15 protein-coding genes are annotated in these 16,983 nt (G+C 69.3%); 8 read left to right on the forward strand and 7 right to left on the reverse strand.

All coding sequences use genetic code 11. The annotated features are described in order from the left end of the window. Nucleotides 1–18: 18 nt before the first annotated feature. Together NR798_RS31945 and NR798_RS31950 are read right to left on the reverse strand one after the other, a co-directional pair. The gene (locus tag NR798_RS31945) at nt 19–1,113 is read right to left on the reverse strand and encodes a hypothetical protein (RefSeq protein ID WP_375766307.1); all 1,095 of its coding nucleotides are present in this window, start codon (nt 1,111–1,113) and stop codon (nt 19–21) included. Between the two features lie 352 nt (nt 1,114–1,465). Continuing rightward, on the reverse strand, nt 1,466–3,193 hold the full coding sequence (locus NR798_RS31950; RefSeq protein ID WP_375766308.1) for a TldD/PmbA family protein: 1,728 nt from the start codon (nt 3,191–3,193) through the stop codon (nt 1,466–1,468). 143 nt (nt 3,194–3,336) lie between these two features. On the opposite strand from NR798_RS31950, the gene NR798_RS31955 reads away from it, so the two are divergent. Next, entirely contained in the window at nt 3,337–4,116 is a 780-nt protein-coding gene (locus NR798_RS31955; RefSeq protein WP_375766309.1) for an SDR family oxidoreductase, read from the forward strand. A 108-nt stretch (nt 4,117–4,224) separates the two neighbouring features. On the opposite strand, the gene NR798_RS31960 is transcribed toward NR798_RS31955, so the two are convergent. Then, entirely contained in the window at nt 4,225–5,550 is a 1,326-nt protein-coding gene (locus NR798_RS31960; RefSeq protein WP_375766310.1) for a nucleotide sugar dehydrogenase, read from the reverse strand. Nucleotides 5,551–5,606: 56 nt separating this feature from the next. Further along, nucleotides 5,607–7,682, reverse strand: a complete 2,076-nt coding sequence (locus tag NR798_RS31965) for an alginate lyase family protein (RefSeq protein WP_375766311.1) — start codon at nt 7,680–7,682, stop codon at nt 5,607–5,609. 244 nt (nt 7,683–7,926) lie between these two features. On the opposite strand from NR798_RS31965, the gene NR798_RS31970 reads away from it, so the two are divergent. The 4 genes from NR798_RS31970 (at nt 7,927) to NR798_RS31985 (ending at nt 10,740) form a co-directional block, all read left to right on the forward strand. Next, complete coding sequence (locus NR798_RS31970) at nt 7,927–8,895, forward strand: histidine kinase dimerization/phospho-acceptor domain-containing protein (protein ID WP_375766312.1); 969 nt, start codon at nt 7,927–7,929, stop codon at nt 8,893–8,895. A 23-nt stretch (nt 8,896–8,918) separates the two neighbouring features. Then, nucleotides 8,919–9,470, forward strand: a complete 552-nt coding sequence (locus NR798_RS31975) for a YaeQ family protein (protein ID WP_375766313.1) — start codon at nt 8,919–8,921, stop codon at nt 9,468–9,470. After that, a complete protein-coding gene (locus NR798_RS31980) occupies nt 9,467–9,826 on the forward strand; it encodes a hypothetical protein (protein WP_375766314.1) in 360 nt (119 codons plus the stop codon). Before NR798_RS31975 ends, NR798_RS31980 begins: the two co-directional genes overlap by 4 nt. A gap of 131 nt (nt 9,827–9,957) precedes the next feature. Then, the gene (locus NR798_RS31985) at nt 9,958–10,740 is read left to right on the forward strand and encodes an alpha/beta fold hydrolase (RefSeq protein WP_375766315.1); all 783 of its coding nucleotides are present in this window, start codon (nt 9,958–9,960) and stop codon (nt 10,738–10,740) included. A gap of 21 nt (nt 10,741–10,761) precedes the next feature. Here the strand turns inward: NR798_RS31985 and NR798_RS31990 are convergent, their stop codons facing one another. After that, a complete protein-coding gene (locus NR798_RS31990; RefSeq protein ID WP_375766316.1) occupies nt 10,762–11,304 on the reverse strand; it encodes an SRPBCC family protein in 543 nt (180 codons plus the stop codon). A gap of 165 nt (nt 11,305–11,469) precedes the next feature. Here NR798_RS31990 and NR798_RS31995 point away from each other — a divergent pair, with 165 nt between their 5' ends. The 3 genes from NR798_RS31995 to NR798_RS32005 all read left to right on the forward strand — a co-directional run bounded on the left by NR798_RS31995 (nt 11,470) and on the right by NR798_RS32005 (nt 13,729). Next, nucleotides 11,470–11,892 carry a hypothetical protein gene (locus tag NR798_RS31995; RefSeq protein ID WP_375766317.1) on the forward strand — a complete coding sequence of 141 codons (423 nt, stop codon included), beginning with the start codon at nt 11,470–11,472 and terminating at the stop codon, nt 11,890–11,892. Nucleotides 11,893–11,989: 97 nt separating this feature from the next. Beyond that, complete coding sequence (locus NR798_RS32000) at nt 11,990–12,907, forward strand: DUF72 domain-containing protein (RefSeq protein ID WP_375766318.1); 918 nt, start codon at nt 11,990–11,992, stop codon at nt 12,905–12,907. Between the two features lie 36 nt (nt 12,908–12,943). Then, on the forward strand, nt 12,944–13,729 hold the full coding sequence (locus NR798_RS32005; protein WP_375766319.1) for a hypothetical protein: 786 nt from the start codon (nt 12,944–12,946) through the stop codon (nt 13,727–13,729). 3 nt (nt 13,730–13,732) lie between these two features. Here the strand turns inward: NR798_RS32005 and NR798_RS32010 are convergent, their stop codons facing one another. Continuing rightward, nucleotides 13,733–14,362, reverse strand: coding sequence for a DedA family protein (locus NR798_RS32010; protein ID WP_375766320.1), 630 nt, complete (start codon nt 14,360–14,362; stop codon nt 13,733–13,735). An 89-nt stretch (nt 14,363–14,451) separates the two neighbouring features. Then, nucleotides 14,452–16,974, reverse strand: a complete 2,523-nt coding sequence (locus NR798_RS32015; protein ID WP_375766321.1) for a response regulator — start codon at nt 16,972–16,974, stop codon at nt 14,452–14,454. Nucleotides 16,975–16,983 lie beyond the last annotated feature (9 nt).

Here is a 16,983-nt window from a genome sequence, read left to right on the forward strand (position 1 = left end):
GCCTTCCATTCCCGGTGTTCACGGCGTCTTCGCTCCGGGCGCGCCACTACGTCCATTTCTACTCCTTTGAGTGGGGCAGAGCCGAAGCCGAAAGAGGCGAGCCGACCGCGAGAGACAGCGGCGAGGGTGAAGCCGGCGAAGGAGCGCACGCCACGATTGGATCTGGCGGCTGCGCCATACTGTGGCGCGGGATGTCTTCGGTGAGAGCCTGAACGGATACCGGCCACGCCAGCCAGTTGGGTGGGCTATTTCCATGACATACACATCGGATGCCGGGAAACAGGTCAACCCTGTCCGGTCTTTTCTCGACTTAATCAGGTATCGATAATCAAATTGACGCCCGGGATCCTGGCCTGCCAGATAGCGATTGATTTCTCGATCCACCAGCCGATTGGGCGGTAAGAATCGACGCCCCTGCGCGTCGTCCCTGGGCTTCAACTCTCGGCCTGTACATGCATTAATAATGACTGATGGGTTATACTGTCTCAATCGACAGCGAAAGTCTTTACAAATAGAAGCCAAACCCATAAACTCATTGTAAACAAAATCACGCCACTCTTGGGCTTCATTCTTGAGCGGTTTCAAACGACATGATGTGGGATACGGCACCGGATTGCAGATGATAACAGCGAATTCGCTCTGCGCCGGATACCGATCACCCAAGGCGGCCCCGATCAGATTCGCCAAAGGCACTCGATTATCATGAATCTGCCTGCCGGTACTTCCGGCGGCCGGACCGACGGGAATCAACTCGCGCGAAATCTCCTCGTCGTGCGGCGATTCCAGTAGGAACACCACGGGATTAAGATCCGTTGCAACCGGGGGACGCCCCAACGGGATCCCCAGACCTGGGTGTGATGCCCCGTTGAGGGGACACAGGGTTCCAGTTGGAACCACTCCTTCCGGCGTCAACCGCTCCCTGACGTACGTATACCGCACCAGATCGGGGACCCGGTGAGAGGGCCGAAAGCGAATCGTCAGTTCATTGGCCTGCGGGTTTAAATCATGAGCGATGCAGAGTTGGATCCGCTGAAAGAGTGGTTGCTCTACCTGTTCGTCACAAATGTTCTCCTCACCATCGACTCCGACGTAACGTATGCGAACAGTGAACATTCCAGGCTCCTCCAGGTGAGAGGTCATACAGTCGTCGTGAGCTCCTTGACCCGCTAGGCCCGTTCCTCCCGCAGCTCACGCGTTCCCTGGATGAGAGCATCCGGCGCCGGAGCCTCCTCCGTGGCACAGTCGACACGTGACGCACTGGAGCCTCCCGCGCGGTGGAGCCCTCCCGAAGCAGAGGGCTCCTGATTCAGGCACGAGGCCTGATAAGAGGACTACGCCCTGTAGGTGCACGCCAGGTAGAAATGGAAACGGGCTGGAGACGAGAAACGCCTCCAGCCCATAACACAGTGGTTTCAACCACTTGACCGACCTGGGAGACAGGCTTTGAACCTGTCTCCCCGGAGTTCTACTTCACTTCGCCGCTGGCGGTGGTGCCCTCCGTCGGGCTCAGGAGGATGGGCGGGCGATCCTTGCCCTCCACCGTGCGCTGCAGCTCGATCTCCTGCAGCAGCACTGGGGGCGCCACCGTGGACACCGGCACGTTCCCGCTCTCCGCTCCGCAGTAGCCATTGAAGATGCCCTGCTTGCGGCCCGTCGCCATGATGCGGTTCATCGACGACAGCGGCGTTCCAACAATCTCCACCCCGCGCACCAGCGACTCCTGGCCCGTCTTCACGTCCACCCGGTACACCATCCGCGGCACGCCCTTGAACGCCTGGTAGCCGTAGCTCGACGTGTTCGTGTTGCCGCCCGTGATGTCCCGGATGATCAGCCCATACGGCTTGCCCTGCCGCTTCGCCTCGGCGATGAGCTGCTTCTTCAGCTCCGCGTCCTCCACCTGCTTGGTGGACTCGACGATCAGGTTGGCCATGCGCGCCACCGGCTTGCGCGTGCCCTGGCTGCGCCCGTGCCCGTTGGACTGCAGGAAGCCCTCCACCGGCCGCCTCGACAGCAGGTAGTTCTTCAGCACGCCCTTCTCCACCAGCACCGTCCGCTGTCCCTTCACGCCCTCCTCGTCGTACTCGTAGAAGCCGTTGAGCGGCTCGTCACGCAGCGTGCGCACCGTCGGGTCATCCACGATGCTGATGAACGGCGGCAGCACCTGCTTGCCCACCTGGCCGCGGAACGTCTTCCCCTCCCCTTCCCCATCCTGCCGGTCTCCCTCCAGCCGGTGCCCCATCGTCTCGTGGAACAGCACCCCCGAGGCCTCCGCCGCCAGGATCGCCGGCCCCGTGTACGGATCAATCGCCGGCGCCTTGCGCAGCGCCAGCAGCTCCTCGATGACCTTGCTCGTGGCCTCGGCCAGCTTCTTGTCGTCCGGCAGTCCCGCCTCGGTGGGCGCGTAGTAGTTGCGCGAGTTGTCCAGCAGCTGCCCGTCCTCCGCCCGCGTCACCGCCGTCACGTGCAGCCCGTACATCGTCTCTTCCGTCACGATGCGGCTGCCCTCGCTGGACACGAACAGGCGCCTCTGCTTGTCCGCCGTCACCCGCACCTCCGAGTCGAAGATCTCCGGGTGCGCCTTGAAGCGCGCCGACACCTCGCGCGCCACCCGGACCCAGCGGTCATGGTCGAACGGGAAGGCCACCGCCGGCTGCACGTACGTCGCCGCCTTCTCCTTGGAGAAGGACGCCGCCTGCTTCGGATCCTCCACCGCGTAGACGTTATCGGCCTTCTTCTTGAGGAACTGGGAGAGCGCCGCCTTGTACTTCTCGTCCGTCACCAGCCACAGCGAGGTGCGCAGCGCCAGGGGCGAGTCGTCGATGGGGGCGTCCTTGTTGGCGACGTAGCTGGAGCCCTTGCCACCGCCGAAGAAGTCGTACTCCTCGGGGCCCGAGTTGTCGAACTCGTACGAGCCCACCCGCACGTCCACGTACAGCTTGCGCTCACGGTACGAGTCATCGAGGAAGATCGCCCCGTACCGGGCGACGACGCCGTGCTGCTCGCCCTCCTTGAGCTGGTAGCTCATGAAGTACGGAGGCTCGTGGTTCTGCAGCTTGAGCTGCTTCTGGTTGCGCTGGAGCTCCTCCGCCATGGCGTCCAGCAGCGTCACGCGCGCGTCCGGAGCGGGCGCGGCGGCGGTGAGCAGGACGGAGGCGGCGAGCAGGGGAAGGACGGGCCAGGTTCGGGTTCGCACGCCCCGACTCTAGCCGAGCCCGCTCCAGCAGGCATGCTCCTCCTACCCAGTACGGTGGGTGAAAGGGCCCGCCCGAAGCGCTCGCCTGGACGGGGGGCGTCCGCTAGACAGCGCCGGGGACAGAGGAAACCCAGGAGACGTTCATGGACGACAAAGTGGTGGTGATCACCGGGGCGAGCGCGGGCATCGGGGCCGCCCTGGCGGAGCAGGCGGGAAAGAAGGGCTGGAAGGTGGTGCTGGCCGCGCGGCGCGAGCCCGAGCTGCGCCAGGTGGCGGCACGCGTGGGGCCGGAGGCGCTCCCGGTCGTCGCGGACGTCTCCAAGCGGGAGGACGTGCAGCGGGTGATGGACGCGGCGCTCGCGCGCTTCGGGCAGGTGGATGTCTGGGTGAACAACGCGGGCCGCGGCATCAGCAAGCTCGTCTCCCAGCTCACCGACGAGGACTTCGACGAGATGATGCGCGTCAACGTCAAGTCCGCCCTCTACGGCATTCAGGCCGTGCTGCCTCACTTCCAGGCGCGCGGGCGCGGGCACATCATCAACGTCTCGTCCGTGCTGGGGCGGGTGCCGTACGTCCCGGTGCGCTCGGCCTACAACGCGGCCAAGCACGCGCTCAACGCGCTGACGGCCAACCTGCGCCAGGAGCTGCGCGAGCGCTACCCGGGCATCCACGTCACCACCTTCCTGCCCGGCGTGGTGGCCACCGAGTTCGGCGTGAACGCGCTCGGCGGCGGCATGGACTCGCGCAAGATTCCCGGCGCGCAGTCCGTCGAGGAGACCGCCAGCGTCCTCGTGGACACCATCGAGCGGCCCCGTCCGGACGTGTACTCGCGGCCCGAGTACCGGCAGCAGGTCGTCGCGTACTACTCCTCCGAGGACCTGGCCATCCCCGAGGCCGGCGCGCCTGGCACCCGGCGCCCGTGAAGAAAGGAGGAGGCCCCGCCCCGGCGCCCCCCCTCACGGCGCCGCAGCGGGGCCTCCGGCGTTCAGGTGGGACGGCAACCGGGCCGGCCCACCGTCACGCCTGACAACTCAGGCCTTGGTGACCTTGTCGCGCCCCGGGCCCACGTTCTTGCAGGCGTTGCGCGTGTCGACGACGCACTGCGACTGCTTCACCACCATGTTGTAGTCGATGCACGAGTGGTCCGTGAGGATGACGACCGCGTCGTACTGGCTGATCGTCTCCGGGTTCAGCGGCACCGACTGCATGGTGAAGTGGAAGCCGTGGCCCTCCTCGAGGCGGGGCACGTACGGGTCGTGGTACTCGACCTCCGCGCCCTTCTCCTTGAGCAGCGTGATGATGCGCAGGCTCGGGCTCTCGCGCATGTCGTCGATGTCCTTCTTGTACGCCGCGCCGATGCAGAGCACCTTCGCACCATTGAGCGTCTTCTTCGTCTTGTTGAGCGCCTCCATGGTGCGGGTGACCACGTAGTACGGCATCTGCGTGTTCACCTCGCCGGCCAGCTCGATGAACTTGGTGTGGAACTCGTACTCGCGCGCCTTCCACGTCAGGTAGAAGGGATCGATGGGGATGCAGTGGCCGCCCAGGCCGGGGCCCGGGTAGAAGGCCTGGAAGCCGAAGGGCTTCGTGGCCGCGGCGTTGATGACCTCCCACACGTCGATGTTCATCCGGTCGCAGAGCATCTTCATCTCGTTGACCATGGCGATGTTGACGCAGCGGTAGATGTTCTCCAGCAGCTTGGCCAGCTCGGCCACGCGGGTGGAGGACACCGCCACCGTCTCCTTCAGCGCGCTCGAGTAGAGCGCCTGCGCCACCTCGAGGCACGCCGGGGTGAAGCCACCGACGATCTTCGGAATCGTCTTGGTGTTGAAGCTCTTGTTGCCCGGGTCCTCACGCTCGGGGCTGAAGGCCAGGTGGAAGTCCACGCCGGCCTTGAGGCCACTCTTCTCCAGCAGCGGCTTGAGGACCTCGTCCGTGGTCCCCGGGTACGTGGTGGACTCCAGGATGAAGAGCTGGCCGGGCCGGACGTGCGGCGCCAGCGCCTCGCCCGTCTTGACGATGTAGCTCATGTCCGGCTCACGCGACGCCGTCAGCGGCGTGGGCACGCAGATGATGATGCAATCCATCTCACGGGCCTTCGCGAAGTCCGTCGTCGCCTTCAGCTTGCCTTTGCTCGTCAGCTCCGCCAGCGGTGCGCTGGGAATGTGCTTGATGTAGCTCACCCCCTTGCCGATGTTGTCCACCTTCCGCGAGTCCACATCGAGACCCATCACGGGGAAGCCGGCCTCCGCGAACGCCATCCCCAGCGGCAGACCGACGTAGCCCATCCCCACCACGCCCACCCTCGCCTCCCGCCGACGAATCTTCTCCAGCAGCGGGCTCACCATGACGCGCATCTGACTCACCTCTCCTGAAGGCATGCGGGTCCCCCCGTCATGCCCCGACCATGTCTTCAGTTGAAGACGACCACCCACCTCAGCCACACCGGGGGCGACACCCGCACCCCGAACAGCACCACCTGCGACGCCACCACGAGGCCGTACCCTGGCGAATACCGGGACGGCTCCAACCGCGGCTCCAGGCCCGCCGCGAAGAGCACCAGCGCTTGCGGTGCCTCCGCCGGCCCCAATTCCACACCCATTGCCTCGAAACCCTTCGGCGCCTCCGGGACACGCAGCGCCCGCGCCAGCTGCTCGGGCGTTGGCGCCCTCATTCGCGCTTCGCGGTCCGGAAGGTGGATCCTCCCCTTCAGATCGTGAAGCCCCACCCCCACCAGTGCATCCGTTACCCCGAGCGCACGCTCGCGCTTGTCGAGCACGAAGGTGCGCTCCACGCCGACAGGAGAGGCCAGCGCACGGTAGCCATCGTGGCGCACGGTGAGGCGATCCAGCTCCGCGCCGGGCTGAAACACTTGCACGCGGGCCCGCGCCGCCTCGGGCAGCGCGAACAGCCGGCCCGGCTCCAGCGGGGCCTGCTCCACGCCGTCCACCTCGAGCGTGTTGTGCATGGCGGTGGAGCGGAACGCGTTGCGCATCGCCGGCTCGCGCGTGTACGTGCCCGTGCCCGGGTCCACGATGACGGGCCGTCCGTGCAGGTGCAGCTCGAAGGAGAGCTTGTCGTTGTGGCTGTGCCCGCCCACCCCGTGCTGCCCCTGCGGGCCAGCGCTCACCGTCACCACCGCGCCCGCCCCGCGCAGCACGTGGAAGCCGCCCGCCGGGTAGCTCACCGAGTCCGCGGGCCGCGCGGCCGGCAGCGCCCGGAAGCTTTCGAGACCGGACAGTCCGAGCAGCCAGGCGGCCTCGTCCGGGAAGGGACCCTCCGCCAGCTTCGCGTCACCGAAGAGGGCCGCGCCCAGCGGCGCGAGGTAGCCCTGCTCGCGCGGCTCCCGCTCCTGCAAGGGGAAGACGCGGCCCGAGTCGTTGTCGCCCACCTGCGGCGCCAGGCCCCGCTCGGAAGTCCAGGCGCGCGAGGCCTCGTACATGCGGTGCAGCCGCGCCGCGTAGGGCGCGCCCAGGTCCACGCCCTGGCCCCGCGCCACCACCAGCGCCAGGGTGAAGAGCTCCACCGACAGCCGGTGGTAGGGCACGGAGCCCTCGAAGGAGGTGCCCTCCGGGTGCACCTGCGCCGCCATCTGCGTGCGCAGCCCCGCCACCGCGCGCGCCACCTGCCTCGGGGCGTCCGGCAGCTCCGGGAAGAGCAGGCCCGCCACCAGCAGCCCCACGTAGTTGGAGACGAGGTGGTTGTTGGGCACCGCGCCCTTGTCCTCCAGGTGCGCCTCCACCCAGGCGGTGTGCTCGGCCAGCGACTCCAGCACCGGCACGAGGAACTCCGGCCTGCGCGCCTCGGGCGCGTCCGAGAACATCACCAGCGCCTGCGCCAGGTTGGCCGCACGCAGCGCCACTTCCATGCCGCACGTCCAGTGAATCCCCTGCCCCACCGGGTTGGCCTGGAGGAAGTCCAGCGTCCGCGTCACGAAGGCCCGCGCGAAGCCCCGGCGTGCCTCCTCGCCGCGCTCCACCCAGTACCCCTGACCGAGCGCCACCAGACAATCCAACCGGCCGAGCACCCAGGGGAACTTCGGATCCACCCCCGGCCGCTCCACCCGCAGCTGCTCCACCGGGAGGACCGGGTAGCGGTAGCCGCTCACCGGATCCCTGCTCCAGTCGATGGGTTGGCCCTCACCGAAGCACACCTGGGTACCGAAGACGTCGTACTCGCCCCGGAGCGCGGCCCGGGCCCGCTCCAGGGCCCTTTGCTGGGCGCCGGGCAGCTCCGCGAGCGCCTCCAGGACGGAGGCCCGCTGCCGCACCTCGCACCAGGCGCCGCCCGGACGCGAGGACAGCGCGCGCTCGGCCAGCTCCTCCGCGGTGGCGGCCCCGAAGGCCTCCAGCAGCCTCGGCTCCTCGAGCCGCTCGCGCCTCCTATAGAGGGCCTGGCGCGCTACGCCCTGGACCCGCCGCGCCATCCCCCGGGCGAAGCCCCCCGGCGCGAGCCGTGCGATCGTCGAGTAGTATCCCAGTGTCCCCATTCCCCGTCCCATCCCGGACGAGAGCGATAGCAAGGGGTCGGCCAGCGCCGACTCAGGGAAATGCGGGGGTTTGGAACGAGGAATCCCCGCAGGCCGGTAAAAAAGTTGGATGGTTTGGGGTACGAAGTGGGAAAGGGTTTTCCTTCCGTCACCCCTTGGGTTCCCACTCAGGGCTGCGTTGCGCCCTGGGCCCACCGTGGCCATTCCTCCTTGTGTGCAGGCGGGTGCTTGGAGCGGGTGGCGCGTGGGACGGAGTGTCAGCGCCTCCGAGGTGGAGCGAACAGTCTCGGCGGTTGCCGAGCGGGCGCTGCACCACGGGGCGAGGGCAGGACTTCATGCGCTCGTGGAGTCGGTGGTGCGTCTGACGGAGACGCCCGGGGCCGCGCTGTACGCGGACGGCGAGTGCGTGGCGCTCGCGGGGAGGGCGCCGCCAGCTCCCGCCCGGGCCCATCCCCTTCAGATGATGAAGCATGGGCGCACGGCCCTGGTGCTGGGCACGCCCTGCGTAGACACCACGGATCGGCAGCACCTCACGCGCCTGACGGCCCTGGGCAGCGCGCTGCTGGCGTGCCGGGAGCGCGAGGAGGCGGCCCGGGCCGAGCACAAGCGGCTGCGCCTGGAGCGGCTGCGGTTGATGGAGCAGCTGGCGCACCGGGAGCGGGCCTGGTCCCGCGCGGCGCATGATCTGCGCACGCCGCTGCTGGTGATGCAGGGCTATATCGACATGATGACCAAGGGGATGGCGGGGGTGCTCACGCCCGCCATGCAGCGCTACCTCGAGCGCATGGGCCGGGCGGCGAGTGAGATGAACGTCCGCCTGCAGCAGCGGCCCTCGAGCGAGGACGTGCCCGCGGAGGATCTGCGCGCGATGGTGAGCGCCACCTTCGGGCCCGGGCGGCCCTGCGCCGCGAGGTTGGAGTTGCCTCCGGGGCCGGTGCTGCTGCGGATGCCAAGGACGGGCTCGGCCCTGCTGGTGCGGACGCTGGAGCGGCTGCTGACGGGGGCCGGCGCCTCCGAGGTGGTGTTGCGGGTGGACTCACCGGACGGGGTGGATGCGTGGCGGCTGCTCGTGCAGGCCCGGGCGGAGCTCCCGGTGCCGGAGCGGGCCCGCGAGGCCCTGGAGCGGTTCTCGCGGAGATGGCAGGTCCGGGTCTCCGTGCGCGAGACGCCCGAGCTGGAGCTGACCGTGCTGCTCCCGCGCCTGCCGGGTTAACGGATGCGCTATAGCTGGCTCCGATGACCCTCGCTCCGACGTTGTACGACTTCCAGATCGCCCTGAGCCACGTCGATCGCGCGATCGACCAGCCGCAGTTGAGCTTCAAGGTCGCGCGCCACCCCTCCGAGACCATGCAACGCGTCTGGCTGCGGGTGCTCGCGTACTGCTGGCTCTGGGAGGAGCGGCTGGCCTTCGGCAAGGGCCTGGGCGAGCCCGAGGAGCCAGACCTCGAGTGCCGCGACTACACCGGCCTGGTGACGAGCTGGGTGCGCGTGGGCAAGGCGGACCCGCTGAAGATTCAGCGCGCGGTGGACCAGAACCCGCACGCGAAGGTGTCGGTGCTGTTCGAGTCTCCCCAGCGGCTCGAGGCCTTCCTCACCGAGGCGCGCGAGGCGAAGGCCCTGCGCGTGGCGAAGGCCGAGCTCGCGGCGATCGACGCCGGCCTGCTGCGCTCGCTCTCCGCCTTCGACTCCCGGCGCATCAAGCTGTCGCTGACCCTGGTCGGTGACCATGTCTATGCCGAGTGCGAGGGGCAGAGCTTCGATGGCCCGCTGACCCGCGCGTCCCTGTGAAGCTCGAACGCCACGTGGGAGGGCTCTCGCTCGCCCGGAAAGCCAACTACCTGCGCGCGAGGGGCTGGCGCGAGGAAGAAGGCGGCTGGTCGAGCGAGATTTTCGGCCTGCATCCGCTGGCCAAGGCCGTCCACCACCAGCTCACCGATGACCTCAGCCAGGCGCTCCGCAAACGGGGCTGGCAGGTGACGGGGTTCTCCGAGCGCGGCTATGTGAAGATGCGCGATGGCGAGGACGGCAAGCCCTGCTCCCTGCCGAAGGCGCTGCGCACCCAGGCCCGCCGCGAGAAACGGCCGGTCGCCGAGCTGACCTATGAGCTGTTCCTCGCGGCGCTGCTCGAGGCGGAAGGCGCCTAGGCGTCCGCTCACGGCATCCGCTCACGATGTTCGAAGGTGAGCGCATGGGCCCCGGCCGCTATTCGTTCTGGCGGCAGTCGGACAGACTCCAGGCAGGCCCCGGGCCATACCGGGGGCTGGGGGCACACACGATGAAGCACAAGGAAGCGAAGACGGTGACCGTCACCGGACCCGCGGGGCGGCTGATGGCGACAGTCGAAGGCGACGGCGGCATCCCCGTCCTCTTCGTGCATGACTTCGCCGCCGACCGGACGCACTGGGCCGAGACGCAACACGGCCTCGAGACCCGCACCGTCGCATTCGATCTGCGCGGAATGGGCGAGAGCAGCGGCTCCCACGGTCCCTTCGGCGTGGAGGCCGCCGTGGAGGACGTGGCCGCCGTTGCCGACGCGCTGCTGCCCGAGAAGTTCGTCCTGGTGGGCCACGGCTTCGGGGCCGCGGTGGCCGGGGCCTTCGCCTCGTACTACCCCGAGCGGCTCGCCGGGCTCCTCTACGTCGAGCCGGTGGGAGACATGCGCCGCCAGGAGAAGGCCGAGGTGGACGCCTGGCTCGAGAACTTCAGCGAGGCGAAGTACGGCGGCTTCCACGAGCACTGGCTCACGCCCCTGCTCCTCGAGGCGAAGGAGAAGACGCGCGCGATGGTCATGAAGACGCTGCGGACGTCGCGGCGGGAGGCCATCGCCGGAAACATGGAGTCGCTCTTCCACCACGACCCGAACGAGGCCTTCGAGCGCTTCACCGGCCCCACCCATACGCTGGTGGCGGCCACCAGCCCGGGGACGCTGGTGGCCCAGCGGCCGGAGCTCCCCCACTCCGTGGTGCCTCACGCGAGTCACTGGCTGATGCTGGACGCGCCGCAGTGGTTCCACGCGGAGCTGGTCCGTTTCCTCGGCCGCTGCAAGCACGGGCACTGAGCCGTTCGGCGGCCGCGGGGTTCACCCGGCCGGGAACCGCTTCTCGTACTCGTCTTTGTTCCGCTCGTACGACGTCCAGAAGTTGGGCGCCACGCGGCCATTGAGGTGGTCGATCAGAATGGCGAGATGCGTATGCCAGCCGCTCGCCACGCTGACCCGATCCTCGCGGCTGTCGTAGCCCCGGTGCGTCAGCACCAGCCGCACGTCCTGGCCTCGCTGGCTGAGCTCGAAGGTGACGTCCGTGGCCTTCCCGCTCGCTTCATCCCAGGTATACGCGAGCAGTCGCGGCGGCTCGCACCGGGTGATGCGGCCGAGCACGGTGTGGCCCGATTGGTATTGCTTGTACCGCTCGGGCGTCGATTCCTGCTCCGACGACAGCTGGGAGTGGCGGAAGTTCAGCTCCACCCGTCCACCCGCGCGCAGCTCCATGTCGCCGGCCGCGAGCCACGTCCCGCGCTTGCCGGGCTCGGTGAGGTAGCTCCACACGCGCTCGATGGGGCCGGGCAGGACACGCTCCAGGCGTACCGTGTCCGGCGCGGTGAAGGTTCCGTACTCCTCGTTCATGGCTGGCTCCTCGTCGTGTTCGTCCCTCATTCCTCAGGGAATGGGAAGTTTCGCGGGAAGCAACTCGAAAATGCGTCCCCCGATAATCCTTTTGTCTCCGCCAGCACGGCGGGCCACTTCAACCAACGCAGTTCGTCATCCCTATAGGGGAACGAGGGCAAGACCATGGGCTTTCTCGGCGGAATCGGTAAGGCAATCGGCGGTATCGCGCGCACGGTGGGCAAGGTCGCGGACGTGGTCGGCAAGGTGACCAACTTCCTGCAGAAGCCGCTGGACGCGATCATGGCCCCCGTGAAGAAGCTCGTGGGCGGCGCGCTGGACAAGCTGCCCTTCGGCATCGGCAAGTTCATCAAGCCCTTCGCCGACAAGTTCCTGGACAACGCCCTGTCCTTCGTGGCCGGCGGCCCGCTGGGTGGCCTGGGTGTGCTGGCCAAGGCCATGCCCACCATCAAGAAGCTCGGCGACCTGGCCGAGACGGTCGGTGGCATCGCCAAGAAGGTCGGCGACGCGCTGCCCCCCCAGGGCGGCATCAACCTGCAGAACATCTTCGCCCACGCCCACGCCCAGAAGCTGCTCGAGGCGGCCTGAGCCCCTCGCGTCCCTGAACGCGGTGCAATGAACAAGGGCCGGTCTTCCCGCTACGGGAGGCCGGCCCTTCGTTTTTCCCAGCGCTAGGATGCCGCACGTGACCGAAGCCGAAGCGGAGCGTCAGCGGATCCTCGAGCGGCGGGCCCGGAGACAGGCCCGGCGTGAGAAGCAGCGGGCGGAGAACATCGGCCGGGCGAAGCGGATGCACGAGGCCCGCCTCGCGTACGAGCGGGAGCTGGCCGAGCGGGACGTTCCCGCCAGGAAGACGGCCAGAGCGGGGCAGCGCGGCGGGATGGAGCTTCACGTCGGCTGCTCGGGGTGGTTCTACTGGCACTGGAGGGATCGCTTCTACCCGCCGGGGCTGCCGAGCAGCCGGTGGTTCGAGCATTACGCCGGGCAGTTCAAGACGGTGGAGCTCAACGCCCCCTTCTACGCCTGGCCCACGGTGGCGACGGTGAACACGTGGGTGCGGCAGGCGGGGCGGCGGAAGTTCGTCTACACCGTGAAGGTGTCGGAGCTGATCACGCACGTGAAGCGGTTCACAGGAACCAAGACACTCGTGCGGGACTTCGGGCACATCGCGGATCTGCTCGGCCCCCGCATGGGGTGCTTCCTGTTCCAGCTGCCACCCAGCTACCACTACTCGCCGGCCCGGCTGAAGACGATCCTCGCCCAGCTCGATCCGGCGCGGCGCAACGTGGTGGAGTTCCGGCACAAGAGCTGGTGGAACGAGCGGGTGTACGGCGCGTTCCGGGAGGCGAAGGTGGCCTTCTGCTCGTGCAGCGGGCCGCGGTTGCCGGACGAGCTGGTGCGGACGGCGGACGACGTGTACGTCCGTTTTCACGGGACGTCGCGGTGGTACCGCCACGACTACACGAAGGAGGAGCTGGCGGTCTGGGTGCGGCGCATCCGCGAGAGCGGGGCGAAGCGCGTCTGGGCGTACTTCAACAACGACCGGGAGGGCTACGCGATCAAGAACGCGCGGGAGCTGCTCCGGCAGTTGAAGCGGGGCTGACCTCCGCGCCCTCTGGAGTTGGGATAGCCTGCGGCAGTGAATTCCCCCCAATCGGAGTCGCCGCCACCCCTGACGGTGCTGGTGGAGCAGGCACGTTCACCCAACGCGGGCCGTGCCGAAGTGGACGCACTGCTGCTCGGTCTCGCCCAGCCGCCGCGGCCCGGCGAGGAGGCTCATGAGCGGGCGGAGCTGCTCCGTCAGATCCTCGACGACAAGCGGCTGCGCTCGTTCATCGGGAGCCAGGGCCGGCAGGTGCACGGAGCCGCGGCCCAGGCGATGGTGGCGCTGGGTGAGCCGTATTCACAGCAGCTCTCCCCGCAGGACCGCGTGGCGATGCGTGCGGCCGAGGCCCGTGCGGCCCAGTCCCGCGCCAGGCCCACCAGGCCCACCGAGCCCGCCGAGCCCGCCGACAGCCAGGACGAGGCCCAGCAACCGCTGCCCGAGGGGATCTCCCTCCGGCAGCTCTTCGGGCGCATGCTCCTCATGGCGGTAGGAGCCATCGAGCTGTACGTCATCCTGTTCCACATCGCCCCGAGCAGAGGATTCCCGCTCGTACCGCTGGTGTTCTCCGTGGGCACCACCTTCGTGCCGGCGTGGTTGGCGGCCTCCCCGAAGGCCGTGGCTCAGCGCGTGCGGCACTTCTCCTATCTCGGACTGGTACTCTTTCCCTGCGCACCCATGGCGATGGGCGCCGTCGCCCTCTTCGTGCTCGGCTCCTCCAGGCCCACGAGAACGGATTACCTGTTTCTCTACGCCCCCCTGGCGATGGTGGCCGCACGGCTGGTGGCGGCGGGCTGCCTGTACACGCGGCGCAGGGATTGACCCTCAGGGCTCCCCTTCGGGGGCCTGCACCACGCGGGTGGCGCGCACCGCCGCCCGCCGCCGCACCCAGCGCACGCCGAGCACGCCCAGGGCCACCACCCCCGCCGCGAGCAGCACCCAGCGCAAGCCGCCCTGCACGTCCGCGAGCACCTGGGGGCCGAACCGGAAGCCCAGCCACGTCATCCCCATGGCGGGAATCCACGCCGCGGCGGCATCGGCCAGGAGGAAGCGCCGGTAGGGCAGCCCGGTGGCCCCCGCCAGCAGGAACGCCGGGGCACGCAGTCCCGGCAGGAAGCGCGCGAGGAACACCGCCAACGCCCCCCGCCGCGCGAACATCTTCTGCAGCAGCGCGATGCGCGAGGGCGTCAGCATCTTCGACAGCTTGGGATGCGAGAACACCCGCGGCCCCAGCGAGCGTCCGATCCGGTACAGCGCGCTATCCCCGGCGACAATCCCCACATAGGCGGCGAGCGCCATGACGGGGAGGCTCGCACCACTGCGCGCCACCACCAGCCCACCGGTGATGATGACCAGCTCCTCGCTCAGCGGCGCGCCCACCCCGCACAGAACGAGGAGCAGGAACACCGCCGGATACGAGAACCCCGCGATCCATAGTGCGACCTGCGCCTCCACGCCGCCTCCTGGTCCCGGCAACATGCACACGCCAGCACACGGGGAGAAGGGAATCCTCCCTCCAGGGGGGGCCTCGGCCCCTCGCCCGCTCAGGCGCCCGAGGGAAGCAGCTGGCGCACGAGATCCAACAGTTTGCCGCGCTCCACCTCGCGCTTGACGAGGTAGCCGTCCGCGCCCGCCTCCAGGCCAGCGGCCCGCTCCTGGGGACTGTCCAGCGAGGTACAGAGGATGACGGGCAGGTGCGACAGCTTGGGATGGGCGCGGATGCGGCGGGTAAGGCCGATGCCATCCAACCGGGGCATCTGCCAGTCACTCACCACGAGCTGGCAGGGCGTGCGCTCGAGGATGCCCAGCGCCTCCTCGCCATCGCCGGCCGTCACCACCGAGTAGCCGGCGATCTCCAGCAGCGACTTGATGGCGAAGCGGGTGGTGAGCGCGTCGTCGCACACGAGGATGTGCGAGCGGCGCACCTCGGTGGCGGCCCGCAGCACCACCGGAGCGGCGGCGACCCGCAGCAGCTCGGGCGCGTTGAGCACCGGCACCACGCTGCCGTCATCCAACACGGCGGCCCCGGCCAGGTGCGACACCGTCTGCAGGTGCCGCCCCAGCGAGCGGACGACGATCTCCTGCTGGCCCACCACCGCGTCCATGGCAAACACCGCGCGCACGCCGCCGAGCGACAGCACCATGGCCGTCTGCGGCTTGCCCGACTCGATCGCCAGCGGCAGCCGCGGCATTCCGATGGACGTGGAGAGGGGGTGGAAGGGCAGCTGCTCGTCCTCCACGCGCGCCACCACGTGCCCGGCCACCGTGCCCACGTCCCCCGGCGACAGGCGCAGCACCCGCTCCACCGCGTCCGAGGGAATGGCCACCACCGCCGTGCCGGTCCGCACCAGCAGTCCCAGCGCGCCCGCCAGGATCAGCGGCAGGTCGATGGTGAAGCGCGTGCCCTGGCCCTTCTCGTAGGAGAGGTCCACCGCGCCCTGCAGCCGCGTGGCGGTGGTCTGCACCACGTCCAGGCCCACGCCGCGCCCGGACGTCTCCGTCACCTGATCTCTCGTGGAGAAGCCCGGCTCGAAGACGAGCCGCGCGGCCTGCATCTCGGTGAGCTTGGCGGCCTCCGCCTCGGTGAGCAGCCCGCGGCGCACGGCCGTGGCCCTCACGTTCTCCGGGGACAGGCCCCCGCCGTCATCCTCCACCACCACCGCCAGACGCGTGCCCCGGGGCTCCACGCGCACCGAGAGCTGCCCGCGCGGCGGCTTGCCCGCGGCCGCGCGCTGGGCCGTCGTCTCGATGCCATGGTCCAGCGCGTTGCGCACCAGGTGCAGCAGCGGATCCTTCAGCACGTCGACGATGCGCCGGTCGATGCGCACGTCGCCACCGGCGAGCACCAGCTCCACGTCCTTGCCCAGCCGCGCCGCCAGCTCGCGCACCGTGCGCTTGAGCGGCTCCAGCATCTGCGAGGCCGGCACCATCCGCAGGTCGCGCAGGTCGTCGCGCACCACCTGGGCTACCAGCGCGAGCTGCTCGCCCTCGCGGTGCACGTCCTTGGACAGCTGCACCAGCCGCTTCTGCACGCCGCGCACCTGCCCCACGCCGGCACGCAACGACTCCAGCGCGCCACCACCACCGGAGAGCGCCAGCTGCTGGGCCGCGCGCTCCAGCTGCAGCAGGGCCTGGTGCGTCTGCTCCAACAATTCCCGGTGCGCCTCGGCGCGGCGCAGCTGCTGCGCCCGGCCCGCCGCCAGCTGCTCCACCTGGAGCGCCAGCGAGTCGAGCGTCCGCACGGACACGCGCACCGCCCGGTCCATGTCCGCCTGGCGCCGGCCGGCCGCCGAGCGCGCCGTCACCTCGGGCTCGGCCGGGGCCGCCGCGGGCTCGGCCGGAGTCTCCTCGGCGAGCGACTCCAAGGCGCCGCGCAGCTGCACCAGCGAGCCCGCGATGTCCGAGGCCGCCACACTGGCCCCGACGCCCGCCTCCTCCATGCGCGCGAAGCCCGTGCGCACGGAGCTCGCCAGCGACTCCACGGCGGAGATGCCGGCGGTGTTGGCCGCGGCCTTGAGCAGCTCGGCCAGTCCCACCGCCTCCCAGACGGCGCCCGGCCGGTCCTCCAGGCCCGGCGAGCACAGCCGACCCAGCGACGTCTCCAGCTTCTCCAGCGTCTGCAGGCCGTCGCGCCGGAACTGCGCCGGCACCTTCGCCTTCACCTCGGGCGCCTGCTCGAAGCCGCCACGCCCGAGCGCGGCCAGCAGCTGGCCCAGGCCCTCGATGGCCGGCATCTCCCCGGAGTCCCCGCGGTTGAGCGCGGCCTCCATGGAGGAGAGGATCCGCAGCGTCGTCTCCACCAGTCCGGCAGGCGGCACATGGCCGGGAGCGCAGCGCGCCAGCCCGTCCTCGAGGGCGTGCATCAACTGCTCGATGTCCGCCAGGCCCAGACTGGCCGCGGAGCCCTTGAGGCTGTGCACCTCCCGCTTGAGCGCGGTGAGCTGCTCCGACGCCTGCTCCGCCGTGCCCTGCTCCAGCCCCAGCACCGCGGTGCCAATGGTCTGCAGCTGCTCGCGCGTCTCCGCGGCGAAGATGGGCCAGAGGCTCCGCAGAACCCGAGGATCCATTCGTCCCTC

This window comes from Archangium gephyra, assembly GCF_042230915.1.
GTDB classification, from domain to species: domain Bacteria; phylum Myxococcota; class Myxococcia; order Myxococcales; family Myxococcaceae; genus Archangium; species Archangium gephyra_B.

What these genes read in the sequence shown, in the direction of transcription:
- NR798_RS31945 (WP_375766307.1), bottom strand. Translation starts at nt 1,113, where the DNA reads ATGTTCACTGTTCGCATACGTTACGTCGGAGTCGATGGTGAGGAGAAC.
- NR798_RS31955 (WP_375766309.1), top strand. Translation starts at nt 3,337, where the DNA reads ATGGACGACAAAGTGGTGGTGATCACCGGGGCGAGCGCGGGCATCGGG.
- NR798_RS32015 (WP_375766321.1), bottom strand. Translation starts at nt 16,974, where the DNA reads ATGGATCCTCGGGTTCTGCGGAGCCTCTGGCCCATCTTCGCCGCGGAG.
- NR798_RS31965 (WP_375766311.1), bottom strand. Translation starts at nt 7,682, where the DNA reads ATGGGGACACTGGGATACTACTCGACGATCGCACGGCTCGCGCCGGGG.
- NR798_RS31990 (WP_375766316.1), bottom strand. Translation starts at nt 11,304, where the DNA reads ATGAACGAGGAGTACGGAACCTTCACCGCGCCGGACACGGTACGCCTG.
- NR798_RS31985 (WP_375766315.1), top strand. Translation starts at nt 9,958, where the DNA reads ATGAAGCACAAGGAAGCGAAGACGGTGACCGTCACCGGACCCGCGGGG.
- NR798_RS31995 (WP_375766317.1), top strand. Translation starts at nt 11,470, where the DNA reads ATGGGCTTTCTCGGCGGAATCGGTAAGGCAATCGGCGGTATCGCGCGC.
- NR798_RS31960 (WP_375766310.1), bottom strand. Translation starts at nt 5,550, where the DNA reads ATGCGCGTCATGGTGAGCCCGCTGCTGGAGAAGATTCGTCGGCGGGAG.
- NR798_RS31975 (WP_375766313.1), top strand. Translation starts at nt 8,919, where the DNA reads ATGACCCTCGCTCCGACGTTGTACGACTTCCAGATCGCCCTGAGCCAC.